Origin of the sequence: Paenibacillus sp. FSL R7-277, from assembly GCF_000517965.1 — a bacterium.
GTDB classification, from domain to species: Bacteria; Bacillota; Bacilli; order Paenibacillales; family Paenibacillaceae; genus Paenibacillus_AQ; species Paenibacillus_AQ silagei.
In genome coordinates this window covers 21,100-36,530 of record NZ_ASPX01000069.1, presented here as the reverse complement: position 1 = coordinate 36,530, position 15,431 = coordinate 21,100, and the positions used below count along the sequence as shown (strand labels likewise).

Here is a 15,431-nt window from a genome sequence, read left to right as displayed (position 1 = left end):
TTCCTCCCCTACAAGTCCCAATCGACTTCTGGCGCGCGGTTATCTATTTCTACCGTCCGCTCCACCAGCGCTTGTTTGATCGGATCGGTATACGAATCTGCAGAACGCCGGTCCGCCTCCGTCACGTAATCCTCAATGGTCGGTTGACCAAACTCTTCAAAGACCGTCAACCGGATCTCGTATCTCCCCACCTGAGTCAATTCCAGCTTAGGATTAATCTCATTTCCATTATTGAAGATCTCCCAATTCTCATCGGTAAACCGACCGTCATTATTGGAGTCGTACCGATACTCCCAGATCCGCCGGTTCAGGGTATCCTTGTCTGTGGAAAAGGATCTGTCCGTAATTTGGATGATCGCTCTATTCCCCTTCTCCGGGTCCCGATACATTTTTTGGGCAACGTCAAAATAAACACTTGGGACTTCGTCCGGTGCAATATCGAACGTGATTTCCCCATCTGCACCATAGCCGGCTGTATTCTCAACATGAATATTTGCTTTGTATTTCCCTGGCTTCCGGAAGAGAACGTCCTTGCTCTCCAGCTCGGCCAGACTGCCGCTGTATTTGATATCTGCATTAGTCCCGCCGCTGACTGCGCTGATCGTGACCTGAGTTTTAGACTTAATGATCGGGAATCGTGTCGGGCTTGTGCTGCTGTTGGTGAGCGTGGTTTTCCGGTTCTGCTTCAGCGATCCGGTGATCTCCAATGTTGCGGATGGAATCGGTTCAATGACCGTTACCTCGGTACTGGTGCTCCCGATCAGCCCGTCATTATCGACCACAGTAAGACTGATGGGGAATGTCTGACCGACCTTATCCCGTGTGTACCAGACATAACCTCTGGCCGTATTTTCAATCCCGCCTTCTGCTCCAGGAGTTCCCCAGGCATAATCGGTGATATACCCGTCCGGGTCGGAGGAATTTCCTCCATATACCATCATGTCAGACCCGGCTTTGACATACTTGGGTGCGCTGATCCGGGCAATCGGTGGCTTGCCCTCGGGCTTGGTCGGCTTGTTCGGTACGGATGGATAGCTGACCGGATTGTCCTTCTTGTACACCCCGGCCGAGACTTCCATTTTCTGCTCCAGGGACGTTATCGTCCCCGTCTTCGTAATGACCGGATTCTTGAACCGAATGATTACCGTCAGCGCGTAATCCTGCTTGAAGCTGTCACTGGTCACCCGGCTGGCCGGGATCTGAAAGTCAAAGCTTTTCGATGTGGTGAGTGTTTTTCCGTAATCTTTCTTCATGTCAGCCTTGGCTGAACCGTCTTTTTCCTTGGCATAGAATACCCATTCTTCGATGTTAGAGGAATTTGTGTAACCCAGCAGCTCGCCTTTAACGTCGATCTTCACATCGACCTTGCTGCCTTCCAGCTTGATTGGGTTTGGACTCGGCTTCTCCAGCGTGGCCGTTCCGTTTAGCGTAGCTTGGTCGGGTGGGGAATAATCAAAGGTGACCGAACCGGCGTAGCTGTAGGATGTGACTTTGGCTTCAGCATCGAAGTAGTATGGGAGGGTCACATAATAGAGCCGCCCCTCTACCCACTGTCCTTTAGGAAAGCTACCTGATACTTGCTCAGGCTCAAAGAGTTTAGAAGGAACTGTATATGTAATCACGAATTTACCGTTCTTAACACTGACGTTTCCAGTATCGCCTATAAGATCACCCTGATTAAGCTTAATGCTAGATTGAATCACACTACTAGATGGAACCGGAGTTTGATCCAGCTTATACCAGGTTGCTGCACTAGGATTCACGGGGTCCGACTTCGTTGAAACCGTTGTTTTAGGTGGTATTGCAGATGGCGTTCCGTAATCGTCTGCGTTTTTGTTGTAGCTTACATTGTAGCCCTTGTCCTCTTTGTAATCGTTGATTTGCCAGCGCCGCCCATCAGCATAGCGCCAGATGGAGTTTCCGGGGGTGCTCAAAAAGGGCTTTGTAAACAGTCCATCTTTTCCCACCACAGGAAAGGTCTCATCCTTCACATTTCCCTTCAGCGTGACCTTGATCTTCCCGTTCTCAATGGTAATCGCTCCTACAGTACTGTTATTTCCTAAATATTTCAATGTCCCTGATTTAATCGCAGGGCCGGTGACCCCGCTGGGCAGATCCAGATAAAACGTCTTGGCACTATTTCCTGAGCCGGTTAACCCGGTTGTCACCGGTATGCTGACGCTGCCTTGCTTAGCCCCTGTACTCTCTGCAGAATAGGTGAGAGTTGGCACAAGTAACCCAAAAGCTAACAGGATAACCATTGCGGCAATCCAAAGTTGTTTAGTTCTCATTTTCTTTATCCTCTACTTCTTCTCATTCACAATGTACTTTGTGGCCGATGCCCCTTTGTTATCTAACCAAATCTCAAAATAGTTGAACTTGCCACTGTATAAATACCCCTGGTACGAACTCAACTTTTCCCCTGGTTTCAATACCCATGACCAAAGAGCTTGTTTGTTGTTAGGCTTATAGTTTTGAACTAGTACAGTTTTCAACGGCATACTGACATAAGCTTCCCCTTTAGAAAGATCTCCAAAGTTCAAACGCCATTTTTCACTCAAATCCTTTGAGTTCTTTTGTATAATTTTATCTCCCTTATTTTCTATATTGATCTTTGTCCAAATAAAATACTGAGCACCGTCCAGGTCATAACCATATTGCTTAGCCAACGCCTGAGCATCCTTCGACTTGGAATCAAAGATCATAATCTTTTCCAGCGTATAGCTCAGCCCGCCGGCCGTAACCGTAACTGGCAGCTCCACGTCCTTAACCAATCCGAACTTAGTCAGGTTGTCCCTCATAATAGGTGCTGCCGTCGGTTTTGCAGCTGTCGCATGTGCAGATCCTACTTGGCCTGAAATCGAACCTGCTAACAGTGCAGTTGCTAACATTGCTTTCATCATTATCTTTTTCATCTGAATCTCTCCTTTAATAGTTTATACGGCCTGCTAAGGTCCGCTTCAGGGCAGGCCGCACTCATCCTGGTTTACATATTAAATTTATACTCCTGAACCGCCGGCACTGTAATGGCCTCTTGAACCTTGCTTCTGGAGATCAGAACCGGGTGCTGCGTTTGAATAACGGCGATGACCGAAGGACCTTGTATGTATTTGGTGATACCGTAAGTACTGTCCTCATAGAGCAGCGGAAAAGTATCGCCCGTAGATTCATCCACGATGTCGAACTTAACGATCTTCACTTGAGCCTGAAGCCGGCTCCCCGCCAAGGGGGATAAGCCGTCATCCAGTCCCAGATTACTCTGCAGGGTGTGGCGGAAGGTGGCATAGGCCTCAGCGGGGTCAATGACCAGACGGCCTTGGGCCCTCGCTGCTTCGTTCAACTCCTGTGATGCATCATGGACGGCCATATTATTGGCATCCTTAAGCATGCTGCGCACCTGGTCCCATTCCTGATTCTGAATCTGAAAAAACCAGGAATAAATAAAGATCAACAGGACAAAGGCGAGCTTGACAATATAATCCATAGGTTAGCTTCATCCCTTAATTAATCGAGATATTCACTCATGATCGAGCCATGTCCATAGTACTGTGCCGGCTGGGATACACCGGAGAAATTGTAGGGGAACAGGTTCACCCGCGGTGCGGTTACGTACACATCAATCCGCTGTTTGCGTTCAAGGATCACTTCTGTTCCGCTGGTGATCTTAATCGAGCCTTCGGGAAATCCTACAGCCTTCAGGTTAGAGATGACCTCAGCCTTCATGGAGGCAGTGACCATCCCTTCTGTCGCTGCCTTTTGCGTGATATACGAGGTGTTGGCTTTGACCTGCAGGTCGAGCAAATAATCGATGTACGTAAAGATCGGCTGCAGGATAATGAACAGCACCAGCCACATGAACAAGGCCCGGAGGACGGTTGCCTTCAAGCGCAGCGCCTCCTTTTAATACTTCTCGACAGCTTTGACATGGGTAATAATATCATCCTGGCTGCCGCCGATAATGCTTGTAGCCCCAGCGATAAAAATTCCGGCAATCACAAAGCCAATAGCCAGAAACAGCGCGACGGAAATCGAGTCCTTCTTCATTTCTGTTAAACCAAAGGGCCAGCGATTGTGTACGTTACTGCTGCTTCCACAGAATCTGCAGGCTGAACCAGACTAACCTTCGGGATTTCAGGTCTGTTGTCATCCGCTTTATCGATTACGTCCCGTACTACAGGAATCAATACAGCAATTACAATAGCCACACACAGGAACCCGATTGCGATAAACAAACCAGTAGAAATAGCGTCTTTTTTCATTGTTAATATCTCCCTTTTGATTGTATATTTTAAAATGATTCTTGAATATAACAAAAATTTAATTTGGTTCTTTTTCTTGCTATCAGCCTGCCTGAACTCGTCATTGGAACATCCCTACGCCGTTAAAATTCCCTTTGATCAGCATAATGTACTGCATCGCCAGCGACACAATCATCAGAAAGGTGGCGATCGACGGAATGACATTGATGATCGTGGAAATGTCCCCGATAAAGGACCACTTTTTCAGATATTGGTCACTTGAAATTTTGGTAATAATTTTGCCCTGCTCCTGCAGATACTTCGCTGCTTCATGGTCATCATCCATCCCTTCTGTCGCAAGCAGAATCGAACGGATATCGTTGATAAACATGTGGTTCTCCGGGAATTTGCTGCAAAACCATTCAATGGCCCGCTCCGTCCCCTCATCCACCGCCCGCTCCGACAGCTCATACAGATCCTGGCGGATGTAACTGAAATGGTTGGCCGTCCCGGCGCAGAAGGCGCCAAATTCCACATACCCCCGCTTGCGCAGACGGTTGTTCTCATAGAGACGGATGAAGGAGATCAGCTCCCCGTCTTTTTGAATCAGTGTCTTCTGATGCAGCCAGCTCAGCACCCAACCGAACGGCAGCACCCGCTGCGGGCTGGTAATTACGATAATCAGCAGAGCAACCAGAGGATCGTATATTGACAGTGGCTCTGATCGTATGAAGTCTCCCGTTACCTGGGCCAGCAGATAGAGGAAAGCCGCCGCATATCGGAACAGGGTGATTTTGGCTGCTGATATAGAGAGCCCGCTCTGATTGAGCAATTGCTGCAGCCGCTCATTGTGCACACGTTCCCCGAAAGCCTTCCACTGCTGGCCCAGACGGAGCACATACCGCTGCTGACGGCTGCTGCTGCTGACAAAGACCAGTAAGGCAAGATACACAATACCTGTTACAGCTATTAAAAGTAGTAATCTATCCATCATTCATCACCTTAATGGTAGTCCAGTCTGGGTCTGGCGAGGATGGTACTGATCATGAACGAGATAAATAGGCCCGTAAGAATCACCATCATAAATGTAAGTCCAATCGTTGTCTCGAACTGCAATTTGAAATACACATCCGGCTTCAGCATGTACATGAACGTTCCCACAGAAGACACCAGCACAATCAGATTACCGTACAGTCCCAGGCTGATTGCATCTCTGCTGCTGGCCTTCACCGTCAGAATAGTCTCCCGTTGCAGCTCCATTGAGCGGTTAAGCGTCATGAGCGAGCTTTTGAGATAACGGGTGCCTTCCTTCTCGCAATAGAGCAGGTCCGATACGAATTCTACGGCAAACGTCGTGCCAATCGCTCCGGCAAAACGCCCGGCTTCCTCATTCAGCTCCCGTTCATTACTATAGCCAGCGAACGCTGCACCCAGTAGCCTCAAGGGCGTCTTCAGCACATTCTCCACCGGCAGCAAGTCACTGGTCTTGGACAAAATGGAATCCGCAGACAAATGCGTGAATTTGGTAGCTATTTTGATCACATCGAGCAGATCGTAGCTCCCCCGCACCTTGCGCTGGGCATAGGTATATCTCATCCGCAGATAAGGAATACAGGCCGAGAGAACCGCCAGAAACAGCGGAAGCCGCCAGGCATTCGCCACAGGTGCGCCGTCATTCAACACCATGCCTTCCAGAAAAGGATTACTGAAGCTCATCTGCCCCGGCAGCTCATTAAGAGTCAGCAGACTCGATAGGAATACCCCGAGGAACAGCACCCCTGAACGGGTGACGAAGCGCAACACACTGATGCCCGGCTCGTATCGCTTATGGGCAAAATACAGCAGATCATCCAGATGGCGGTACAGCCACATTTTCCTTTTCGCGCTGCTGACCTTGTGGCCGAACAAGCTCATCCGCAGATCCAGCTTCTGCCCCCACTGCCATAGATGCCGCTCAATCAGCGGCTTGACCAGCAGCCAGAGTCCGGCTGCAACGAGCAGGTGAAGCACAAACTGGATGATATAGAACAGCAGCTCCACAGGCACTCCCTCCTCTCATTCATTCAAAACGATTTTGGACTTCAGACTTTCCTTCAGCGGGTCAATCATCGGCTTCTGCGCAGCGAGATGTCCAAGCTCCTGCAGCAGCATCCGTGCCGCTCTGGCATTCTTCTTCTTCATCTTTAAGATCAGCGCTTGGGTTAGCTTGTCATTATAGGTCCAGCCCGCCTGCTCCGGTTCCCAGCGCATCAGATCATTGGCGAAGACTGAATTACTGGCCTCTTCATAAAAGACCTCGGAGATCCGTGCCAGCCGTTTCTTCCCATCCGGGACACTCTCCAGAATGAACACCAGCTCACAGGATTTCAGCGCTGAGATTAAATGCCCCTTCAGGCTGCCGCCGATCCGTGTAGATACAGCAAACGCCCCCTGATAAGGAATATCCTCTGAATCTACGGTATGAAAGGTGCCCGTAATGCCGTCATAGCCCTTCTCACCGCTCCACAGATAGAATTCCCACTCGTTATATCTCATTTCTGTCATGTACAAAATGTTCGGGTCATGCCGCAGCGACTCCACTCCTACCTCCATCAATTCCTCATTGGAAGCCTGAATGGGAATGATCCGGTGGCCTTTGATCTGATACGGTAAAATCGACTCCGGATGCTTCTCGATCATCACAACGCCCATACAGGAAGAGGAACCGAGCAGCTGCTCGCCGACAATCGTGTTGGCAAAAGTGGTTTTACCCGACCCTACCGCGCCCGCGATAATCGTGTTGCGAAACGTACCGGTAAGCGCCCGAATCAGATCAATCGCTTCCGCAGGAATACATTCCGTGCCGGCCTGATCATCCAGATCCAGAAATTCAACGACCTGCCGCCGCAGCGAGATGGTAGTGAAGCCCTCCCAGACCCGCGGGGAGACCCAGATAGCCAGACGGATGAACCGGCCGGGCCAGAGAGGATCATCCATTTTGAATTCAACGGAAGGATTATCCTTGTTCAGCTTCTTGCCGGGATCACTCTTGAGGAGAGAACGCTTAAGCTGCTCCACCCGGTCCAGCGAAGGCATCTCATAGGGATACGCCACAAACCTCCCCTGATGGTTATAAAAAATTTGCCGCCCGATCATCTGCAGTCCCGTTGATTCGCTATAGGCACGGTCTGTGAACCAGCGGTAGGCGGGGCCGAAGCCCTTCCATTCATGAAACAGCGCTTCAGCGGCTGTGCGGTAAGCCTCCGGCACTTTCCCGGTAAACGGGGTCCGGCGCAGATATTTCTCAATCTCGTTCATGAAAAAGCTGACCGCCTGCGGATCACCAACCAGCGCCTTCGCATTCAGTTCGAAATAGCCGTCATCCTCACGCTCCAGCCCAGCGTTCATTTCACTTTTCATGGTGTGCAGGAAGCTGTAGAAGTCCACTTTGCCGGGTTTGCTGGTACGCAGTACGCTCTGCTTCAGTGAGAATAGCCGTCTGCTCTGCGTTCCGTCCGCGAGTCCAGGCACTGCCTGTAAGCTCTCGCCCCGCTGCTCCTGTCTCCTGCCCTGTTCAGGGTCCAGCGGAGCCCATCCGGACAGCACCCGCTTCTGCTGCAACGGCAAGCTGTCATCCTTATTGTTCATCATTGAAATATCCCCTTCTTGCGGGTTTCCTGGGCGAGGCCCAGTGATACAAGCAATGCGTGGACCTTATCGTCCACTTGCTGAAGCTCTTTTTTGCCCAGCGGCAGGCTCTCTGGAAAAGATGGATAATACGGAAGCTCCAGCAGAAGCTCGCTGCCAAAACGCAGGGCCAGGCTTTTCGGTGATGTTAGCTCCTCCACATTGCTGCGGTTGATAATCCACTGGAAGTCTTGCGGATGCAGGTCCATATGTCCGGCCAGCTCCATCAGGGGCTGCAGCCTGTGTTCATGCCGCGGGTGTGTAACGATCATGCGCAGCACCGACTTCTGCATCCCCACATACCACGCGGCGCTCTCAGGAATCGACCCGAAATCCGCAATCACCACATCGGCACTTTCACTTGCTCTGGCTAGCAGATATTCGATCTCCTCCTCCTGATAATCCTGGGCGCTTAGATAATCGAAGTTCCCGGGCAGATAGGCATAGCCTTCCTGCTTCACCAGCGCGCTGAAGTCTTCATCATGCAGCATTTTACCGGTAATCCGCGGCCGCAGCCTGTCCAGACTAACCGCCGTCTTCCGGTCATAGCCCGGATCGTACAGGTCGAGACCCAGCATAATCACCCGCAGCCCTGAAGCGGCAATCCTCCTGGCGAACAGCTTGGCAATACTCGTGCAGCCAATACCTGGCCCCGAGCCGAAAAAGCCTACCACATTACCGCTCTCCTTATGCTCATCTTCGAGCATATAGCGCAGCTTATCGATAATTGCTGCTGAGGTTGAACGCGGGGGCATGAAAAATATGCCCAGACTCTCACACTGCATATGTATAGCCTGGTAACCCCGCACCCCTTTTTGCAGATAGATATACAAAATCGAAGAGTCCGGATACCTCCCTCTCAGCTCTCTTAATTCCGCTACCAGCACCTGCTCGCTCGTTACCATTAACAGATGCCCTCCGGCATGTTCTGGCTCCGGCAGCACACTTTGGGCAATAACGGTGAAACCTGCCAGCTTAATCTCATTGATCGTCAGCTGATCTATGCCCAGACTGAATATTCTCAAGTCTCATTCCCCCTTCCCTTCTGTCCACGCCTACTCTACCCGAACAATCCACAGCTTTTTGCCCTGTTCGAGATAAGTACCGAGCAGCTCACCGTCACTCTTCTTCAGCTTCAATTCCGGGGCTGCCACCTTCCCGGTGGAAGTAAAGCGGTTATTGTTGTTGCCTTTCTCCGAGTCGAGTACGTCGTTGTTATCTTCCGTACGCACGTAGTTTACTGTCACTCCGCTTAAGAATACTTTGCGTGCAGGTACCTCGGGCGGAACCTCTCCTTCCAACAGGGAGGAAGCGTCTGTGGCCTTTTCCCCTCCGGGAGTAGTTACAGATGCAGCAGCAGCCGGACTGTATCCTCTCCGTTCTTTTGCGGGTGAGTCTCCTTCGACCAGATAGATATCAACCTTATCCCTGCTGCGGAGAGAACCGTTGATGGCATAGATGGCGTCTTTGGGAATCGGGAAAATACCTTCATCCTGCTGCGGCTCCAGTTCGCTTACATCCACCAGCGACTCGGTCAGAATGCTGCCATCCGTCAGATTAACATTCGTAATCTTCTGTTCCACCTGCTCCAGACTACGGACGACCCCTGCCGGGATGTCTTTGGTCTGTACGGAATCCAGATAGAGATTCTCCGCTGTCAGCTCATGATTCTTCGGCAGGAAGCCCCCGCCGTCCACCTTGATTTTGACGACGGTCTGTGACAGTACATAAGGCTTGAAGTAGAGATCATAGCCGAGCAGTCCGCCGAAGCCGATGAGCAGGATGAACCCGGCGAAGAAATAATTGCGTTTTAATAGACGGCCGCGCTTTGTTGACAAGCTCTTTACCCCCTTTGAATGTGATTTTTGCACATAACAAAATACATCTTGGCGCCTATGTCCAAAATGCCGGCAAAATGCTTTTTCACCTTAGTAGTTGAGAAGTGTATTAGATTATCTTTGTGAGGTTGTAAAGCCTGAGGCTGCGGGAAGCTCCCGCTGAAGATAAATGCCGGTAAAAGCCAGGCCAGAACGATGTTCTATATCCCCCTGCGTTAAGCTGGGTTGCTGACTTTTACCGGAGTGGTTGTAATGGTTATGGCAAGATTAGCTTATTAATTAAATACTACTGTTTTGTTGTGATGCACGAGGATTCTGTCCTCAATATGCCATTTGACGGCACGGGCCAGAACGACCCGCTCAATCGTACGTCCAATGCGCTTTAGCTCATTCACATCATCGCTGTGGCTGACCCGCTGAACGTCCTGCTCGATAATCGGCCCGCCGTCCAGCTCCTCGGTCACGTAATGGGCGGTTGCCCCGATGATCTTGACTCCGCGCTGATAGGCCTGGGCGTATGGCTTACCGCCGACGAAGGCGGGCAGGAACGAATGATGGATATTGATGATCCGGTGCCGGTAATGCTCGATGAATGAAGGGGAGATAATCTGCATGTACCGGGCCAGTATGATTACATCGATATCCTCTCCGATAACCTCCAGTTGACGCACTTCAGCTTCAGCCTTCGTCTCTGCGGTGACCGGAATATGATGGAACGGAATGCCGAAGGATTCGACATAAGCCTGCATATCGGTGTGGTTGCTGACCACAAGCGCGATATCTGCATCCAGGTCACCCGCCTGCCACTGCCAGAGCAGCTCCACCAGACAATGGTCCTCCTTGGAGACGAAGATCGCCAGCCGTTTCTTGTGGCTTACCTTGAATATCTGCCAGTTCATCTTGAAGCGCTCGGCAACACCGCCGAAGATGTTACGTACCTCGTCCAGCCGCTCATCCAGCTTAGGCAGGTCAAACTCTACTCGCATGAAGAACATTCCGCCGTCCGGGTCCATCGTATATTGGTCCGACTGCACGATGTTCGCGCCATGCTGATACAAAAAATGCGATACCGCTGCTACAATCCCCGGTCCGTCAGGACAAGATATGAGCATACGCGCCCGGTCCGGATAAGGTCTGCCTGTTGAATGCTCTCTCTTCACATGTAATTCCATAGTTCTCGGTTCATCCTCTCATCTGCTTGCGTTATCTATGTGGATTTATGCCTTCACGAGCAGCTGTTTGCCTGCAAGCCAGGCGATCAGCCGGTGATTAACGGCTTCCTCACTAAGCTGAGGGAATAATCCGGCAGCTATGACTTGATCATAGAGACGTTCCAGCGGTTCACGGGGATCTGCTTTTTTGGCCTTGGCGTCATTCTTCAGCAGCTCCCATACATCCAGCACATAACGGCGGGAATCCAGCTCCTGCTTGGCAAAAAAGGCATGCAGCTCTTCCAGCTCCTGCAGGAATTCCGCACCGAAGCGTTCAGCGACATTGCCGCGCAGCAGGGCGATTTCTACTTCATACATGGGACGGAGCTTCTTGGCGTCTTTGCCGATCCAAGGCGTCTCCAGAATAAACGGCAGACCTGCGAGTGCTTCATGCTGGACTACATTGTTGATCGTCTCGAATCCTAGGTAGCCAGAGCCAATCGGTGTATGACGGTCTTTGCCAGCTCCGCGCGGGTTCTTGCTGTCATTAAGATGGATCACGCCGAGCCGCTCCAGGCCGATCGTATCATCGAACTTCTTCAGCACCCCATCCAGATCGTTCACGATATCGTATCCGGCATCATGAATGTGGCAGGTGTCAAGACAGATCGATAGCCGCTGATTAAATTCAACCTTATCTATAATGGAGGCAAGCTCCTCGAAGGTGCGGCCAATCTCTGTGCCTTTACCAGCCATCGTCTCCAGTGCGATATGCACATCGGTCTCATTCGTACCGCCCAGCACCTCATTCAGGCCGTCTGCAATGCGCTGGATGCCGTAATCAGCATCCTTATCAGTGAATGCACCCGGATGCAGGACAATATGCTTGACCTCAAGCGCATGGGTCCGGCGGATCTCCTCCTGCAGGAAATCTACTGCCAGCTGATAGGTATTTTCCTTGTAGGAGCCCAGGTTAATAATGTAAGGGGCGTGAACCACAATCTCGCCGACGCCATTCTCCCGCATCTTCTGCTTGCCTTCCTCGGGGAACATCGATTCAATCGGCTTCCGGCGCGTATTTTGCGGCGCTCCCGTATATATCATAAACGAGGTAGATCCGTACTCATTTGCTTCATTGGCCGCGCTCAGGAGACCCTTGTCCGCGCAGGACACATGTGAACCTATTTTCAGCATGCTTAATTTCCCTCTTTCCTTCACGAATTAACCCTTATTCTACCGTGATCGGGAGAATAAATCTAGGCAAGCCCCGAAAGGCCGCTTCCGCTTCGCAAACCTAAGGAAATACGCTATACTCAAGAGGAGCAAAAGGAAAGTGACAATCATCATTGTCAAAGGCGGTGTATTCATGCATTTCCATTTACCCTCAAGCTTATTATCCACATCTCCAAGCAACTGGTTTATGAACTCCATCGCATTTTGGACCTTTTTACTGCTGGGCTGCATGTGCATCGGCGGCTATTTTATGTTCCGCAAATTCCTGAAGGTGCTGCCCAAGGCTGACGGAAAATCCAAGCTGGACTGGCAGAACTACTGGGTGGAACGCAGCCGTCCGCTGTGGAGTGACGAGATGAAGTCTTTTCTGGACCAGCTTGTACAGCCGGTGCCTAGCCCGTTCCGCGATATTGCCAAGCACTCTATCGCCGCTGAGATCGGCAAGCTGGCTGTAGAGAGCCATGCAACTGAGGTTACCCGTGAGCACTGTATCCAAGGGTACATTATTGCTACGCCCCGGCGTGACAACAGGTTCCTGATCACCTTCCTGGAGAAGAACGGCATTGACTACGCGCCTTACAAGCATCTGGTCAAATAAAGCATATTAAGGAGCAACCCCTATGAAATATATCATTTGCGGAGGCAGCGGATTCATCGGCAGCGAGCTTACCGGATATTGGCTGCAGAGCGGACATCAGATCATCAGTGTCGGGCGCAAGAACCCCGAGAACAAGCTGGATCATCCGGGGCTTAGCTATCTAACCTGGGACAGCCTGGCAGCCAATCCTGAAGCGGCAGAAGGCGCAGATGCGCTGATTAATCTTGCCGGAGCTTCGCTTAGCCAGCGCTGGACCCCTAAGGGGAAGCAGGCGATTATGGAATCGCGTCTTGAAACCGTTGCCGCTGCCGGTAAGCTGCTGAATTCACTCCAGCATAAGCCAAGCGTGATCGTCCAGTCCTCAGCAGTCGCCATTTATGGTACGTCGGTGCAGGATACCTATACCGAAGCTTCCGAGACCCGGGTTGTCGATTTCCCTTCCGAGGTGGTCAAGACCTGGGAGGAGGCTGCGGATGAAGCCTATGCTGGTATCCGTCTGGTCAAGCTGCGCACCGGGGTCGTGCTTGGCAATGAGAGCGGTGCTTTTCCCAAAATGAAGCTGCCTTACTCGCTTGGCTTCGGCGGCAAAATCGGCACCGGTAAGCAGTGGATGTCCTGGATTCACCTTACAGACATTGTGCGCCTGATCGAATTCTGCATTCTCCAGCCTGAGATCGAGGGTCCCGTTAATGCCACAGCTCCACAGCCGGTCACTAATGAACAGTTCGGACGGATGATCGGCAATGTCTACCATCGCCCGCATTGGTTCCCCCTTCCGGCGTTTCTGCTAAAAACTGCTGTAGGCGAGCTGTCCGAGATTCTGCTGGAAGGCCAGCGTGTGCTTCCTTCCAAAGCAATCAATCACGGCTTCACCTTCAACTATCCCACGCTACAGCCTGCACTGGAGCAACTGAAAAATCAGTAGGCTGCTGCAAACGCACCATTCCATTCATCACATCTACCTCTGCTAAGCTGTGCGAAAGGTGTAGGTACCCTTAACAATGGTGAACACGCTGCCTTCGGTCAGCGGGTATTCTTTGTAGGGAACCATAGCTTCACCTGCAAGCAGCGTCCCGTTCCTGGAATCCAGATCCTTCAGAATGTATCCTCCTGAGGCTCTGGAGATTTCAGCATGGACCCGTGAAGCCCCCTCCGATTTCTCAATGTACTGAGCCACTTCAGAGGAGCGTCCAATAATGAAGCTTGGCCGGTTCAGCTCAATTCGTTCGGGAGCTCCCCCGTCATCCGGGTCGCTTCTTTCCAGATAAGGCACTGTCCTTCCGGCCTGGGGAAGACTGCTGCCTGTAGCCTGAACGGGTTCCCGGGTCAGCAGCGCTGTAGCCATCGCCGCTTCCTTCTTCTGCGGACTACTGGCGGCCATCCCCGGCGGAGCCTGTTGTCTGCCAGCCGGTGTAGCTGTGAATCCGTGCCCCCTCACAGTTGCTTCTTGTTGCTGAGGAGTGTAGACCGGTGCAGGAGAACGATGCTGATTTACCGGATTCCTGCTGAAATCCCATTCCATGTCGCTCCTCAGCTTACGGTTCCGGGCTGTACTGTTATAATCCTCTGGCCCCTCCCCCAGATCATCCAACTCTTCCTCTGCTTCGCCCCAAGCCAGCCTTCCACTCCATACCAGCCAGCATACAGCTGCAAGTATCAGAGTTACCGCAGCACAAACTGCCAGCCAGAGTGTCCGGGGGTCATTAAGATAGAGAAACTTCCATAGTAACGCATCACCTAATAACGCTCCCAGTAATGTATATGTCCTGTAAGGACTCTGCTTGTCCTCAGCCTGAACAGGTCCAAGTGTTGCATCCATTGTTGTCTGAACCCCTGATAATCCATCCTTTCGCTTCAACGGTGGTGAACCACCCATCCAAGGCGTGGGATTAAGAATCGAACCGGAAGGCTGCGCTTCCTTATCTCCATGTATTCGGGAGAACGCTGCGGCCGCGGACCTCTCCCTTCCCGGTTCTTCCAGTCTGCGAGCCTGAGGCTGCGCCCAGTCTATCCTCGTTCCTGGTACGGCGGCAGAGGTACCTGCGCCAGCCATAGGACTTAGATGTGCAGGCTCATTTCGTTCAACATGCTCCTTATGGGGTGTAACCTCCGTCAGCATTTCTGCGAGCAGTTCCTTCAGCCCCGCTGGACTAAAGGCTTCTTCCCCGCAATATTGCAGCAACCGCTGTATCCCGTCACCCGATAGCTCCTGGATGGCTCCCATGAAGACCATGATCAGCGATTTCAAGGCTTCTCCCGGCTTCTGTGTAGGCTCTGTGAGTTCCAACGGAATATAAGTCAGGAAGACCTTGCCGCTGCTGAGCGCACCTTCGATAAAGATAAAATCCTCATGAAGCGCATACTGCTCTGTACGCAGCATATAGAGCTGCCCCTCCTCCATCCCGGCAGCGATCTGCAGCATCAGCCCGAAGAATTCCGTCATGCTCAGCTTCCCGCTCTTAAGCAGAGCTCCAAGCATTTTACGTCTTGCCACCGTGTATTCCAGTGTGACCTGCAGATCTATTTCTCTGAGCAGCAGCCGTAAATGATGCGGTATCCCGCTGGTCATCAGCATCCGGGCCTGCACCATATTCAGCTCTCCTGCGCTCAGCCCCCCGGATCTGCCCAACAGCATCGTTATTCCATCCTGCTGGATGAAATCACGTTCTAGTCCAAACAAGTCTCTTCACCTCCTAAGCTGTCAACA

At 51.6% G+C, this 15,431-nt stretch carries 16 protein-coding genes; 2 read left to right on the top strand and 14 right to left on the bottom strand.

The features are described from left to right. Window positions 1-8: 8 nt before the first annotated feature. The 13 genes from C173_RS19415 to C173_RS19360 all read right to left on the bottom strand — a co-directional run bounded on the left by C173_RS19415 (window position 9) and on the right by C173_RS19360 (window position 12,087). Window positions 9-2,291, bottom strand: coding sequence for a hypothetical protein (locus C173_RS19415; RefSeq protein WP_036727547.1), 2,283 nt, complete (start codon window positions 2,289-2,291; stop codon window positions 9-11). Between the two features lie 12 nt (window positions 2,292-2,303). Beyond that, on the bottom strand, window positions 2,304-2,915 hold the full coding sequence (locus C173_RS19410; protein ID WP_036727546.1) for a hypothetical protein: 612 nt from the start codon (window positions 2,913-2,915) through the stop codon (window positions 2,304-2,306). A gap of 71 nt (window positions 2,916-2,986) precedes the next feature. After that, complete coding sequence (locus C173_RS19405) at window positions 2,987-3,484, bottom strand: hypothetical protein (RefSeq protein ID WP_036727544.1); 498 nt, start codon at window positions 3,482-3,484, stop codon at window positions 2,987-2,989. Window positions 3,485-3,504: 20 nt separating this feature from the next. Next, on the bottom strand, window positions 3,505-3,885 hold the full coding sequence (locus tag C173_RS19400) for a hypothetical protein (protein WP_036727543.1): 381 nt from the start codon (window positions 3,883-3,885) through the stop codon (window positions 3,505-3,507). Between the two features lie 15 nt (window positions 3,886-3,900). Beyond that, a complete protein-coding gene (locus C173_RS34265) occupies window positions 3,901-4,044 on the bottom strand; it encodes a hypothetical protein (protein WP_155991580.1) in 144 nt (47 codons plus the stop codon). 5 nt (window positions 4,045-4,049) lie between these two features. Then, window positions 4,050-4,259 carry a hypothetical protein gene (locus C173_RS19395; protein WP_036727541.1) on the bottom strand — a complete coding sequence of 70 codons (210 nt, stop codon included), beginning with the start codon at window positions 4,257-4,259 and terminating at the stop codon, window positions 4,050-4,052. A 100-nt stretch (window positions 4,260-4,359) separates the two neighbouring features. After that, a complete protein-coding gene (locus tag C173_RS19390; protein ID WP_155991577.1) occupies window positions 4,360-5,229 on the bottom strand; it encodes a hypothetical protein in 870 nt (289 codons plus the stop codon). Between the two features lie 11 nt (window positions 5,230-5,240). Beyond that, window positions 5,241-6,278 (bottom strand): hypothetical protein, encoded by a 1,038-nt coding sequence (locus C173_RS19385; RefSeq protein WP_036727537.1) that lies wholly within the window; start codon window positions 6,276-6,278, stop codon window positions 5,241-5,243. Between the two features lie 15 nt (window positions 6,279-6,293). Then, window positions 6,294-7,868: an ATPase, T2SS/T4P/T4SS family gene (locus C173_RS19380; RefSeq protein ID WP_036727535.1), complete on the bottom strand. Its 1,575-nt coding sequence runs from the start codon at window positions 7,866-7,868 to the stop codon at window positions 6,294-6,296. Then, a complete protein-coding gene (locus C173_RS19375) occupies window positions 7,865-8,929 on the bottom strand; it encodes a hypothetical protein (RefSeq protein ID WP_036727533.1) in 1,065 nt (354 codons plus the stop codon). The genes C173_RS19380 and C173_RS19375 overlap by 4 nt, the downstream gene beginning before the upstream one ends. 30 nt (window positions 8,930-8,959) lie before the next feature. Beyond that, window positions 8,960-9,742 (bottom strand): SAF domain-containing protein, encoded by a 783-nt coding sequence (locus C173_RS19370; RefSeq protein ID WP_036727531.1) that lies wholly within the window; start codon window positions 9,740-9,742, stop codon window positions 8,960-8,962. Window positions 9,743-10,017: 275 nt separating this feature from the next. Beyond that, window positions 10,018-10,914: a formyltetrahydrofolate deformylase gene (gene purU / locus C173_RS19365; protein WP_036727529.1), complete on the bottom strand. Its 897-nt coding sequence runs from the start codon at window positions 10,912-10,914 to the stop codon at window positions 10,018-10,020. Window positions 10,915-10,959: 45 nt separating this feature from the next. Continuing rightward, window positions 10,960-12,087 (bottom strand): deoxyribonuclease IV, encoded by a 1,128-nt coding sequence (locus C173_RS19360; RefSeq protein ID WP_036727528.1) that lies wholly within the window; start codon window positions 12,085-12,087, stop codon window positions 10,960-10,962. A 172-nt stretch (window positions 12,088-12,259) separates the two neighbouring features. Between C173_RS19360 and C173_RS19355 the strand changes: the two genes are divergently transcribed. Both C173_RS19355 and C173_RS19350 read left to right on the top strand, forming a co-directional pair. After that, a complete protein-coding gene (locus C173_RS19355; RefSeq protein ID WP_036727891.1) occupies window positions 12,260-12,724 on the top strand; it encodes a DUF2621 family protein in 465 nt (154 codons plus the stop codon). A gap of 22 nt (window positions 12,725-12,746) precedes the next feature. Next, window positions 12,747-13,649 carry a TIGR01777 family oxidoreductase gene (locus C173_RS19350; protein WP_036727526.1) on the top strand — a complete coding sequence of 301 codons (903 nt, stop codon included), beginning with the start codon at window positions 12,747-12,749 and terminating at the stop codon, window positions 13,647-13,649. Window positions 13,650-13,691: 42 nt separating this feature from the next. Here C173_RS19350 and C173_RS19345 read toward each other — a convergent pair whose 3' ends face one another. Further along, complete coding sequence (locus C173_RS19345; protein ID WP_036727525.1) at window positions 13,692-15,404, bottom strand: DUF6382 domain-containing protein; 1,713 nt, start codon at window positions 15,402-15,404, stop codon at window positions 13,692-13,694. Window positions 15,405-15,431 lie beyond the last annotated feature (27 nt).

Bases quoted from the DNA above. Each gene is read 5' to 3' on its own strand.
- C173_RS19395 (WP_036727541.1), bottom strand. From the start codon at position 4,259: ATGAAAAAAGACGCTATTTCTACTGGTTTGTTTATCGCAATCGGGTTC.
- C173_RS19380 (WP_036727535.1), bottom strand. From the start codon at position 7,868: ATGATGAACAATAAGGATGACAGCTTGCCGTTGCAGCAGAAGCGGGTG.
- C173_RS19355 (WP_036727891.1), top strand. From the start codon at position 12,260: ATGCATTTCCATTTACCCTCAAGCTTATTATCCACATCTCCAAGCAAC.
- C173_RS19410 (WP_036727546.1), bottom strand. From the start codon at position 2,915: ATGAAAAAGATAATGATGAAAGCAATGTTAGCAACTGCACTGTTAGCA.
- C173_RS19350 (WP_036727526.1), top strand. From the start codon at position 12,747: ATGAAATATATCATTTGCGGAGGCAGCGGATTCATCGGCAGCGAGCTT.
- C173_RS34265 (WP_155991580.1), bottom strand. From the start codon at position 4,044: ATGAAGAAGGACTCGATTTCCGTCGCGCTGTTTCTGGCTATTGGCTTT.
- C173_RS19405 (WP_036727544.1), bottom strand. From the start codon at position 3,484: ATGGATTATATTGTCAAGCTCGCCTTTGTCCTGTTGATCTTTATTTAT.
- purU (WP_036727529.1), bottom strand. From the start codon at position 10,914: ATGGAATTACATGTGAAGAGAGAGCATTCAACAGGCAGACCTTATCCG.
- C173_RS19390 (WP_155991577.1), bottom strand. From the start codon at position 5,229: ATGGATAGATTACTACTTTTAATAGCTGTAACAGGTATTGTGTATCTT.
- C173_RS19360 (WP_036727528.1), bottom strand. From the start codon at position 12,087: ATGCTGAAAATAGGTTCACATGTGTCCTGCGCGGACAAGGGTCTCCTG.
- C173_RS19415 (WP_036727547.1), bottom strand. From the start codon at position 2,291: ATGAGAACTAAACAACTTTGGATTGCCGCAATGGTTATCCTGTTAGCT.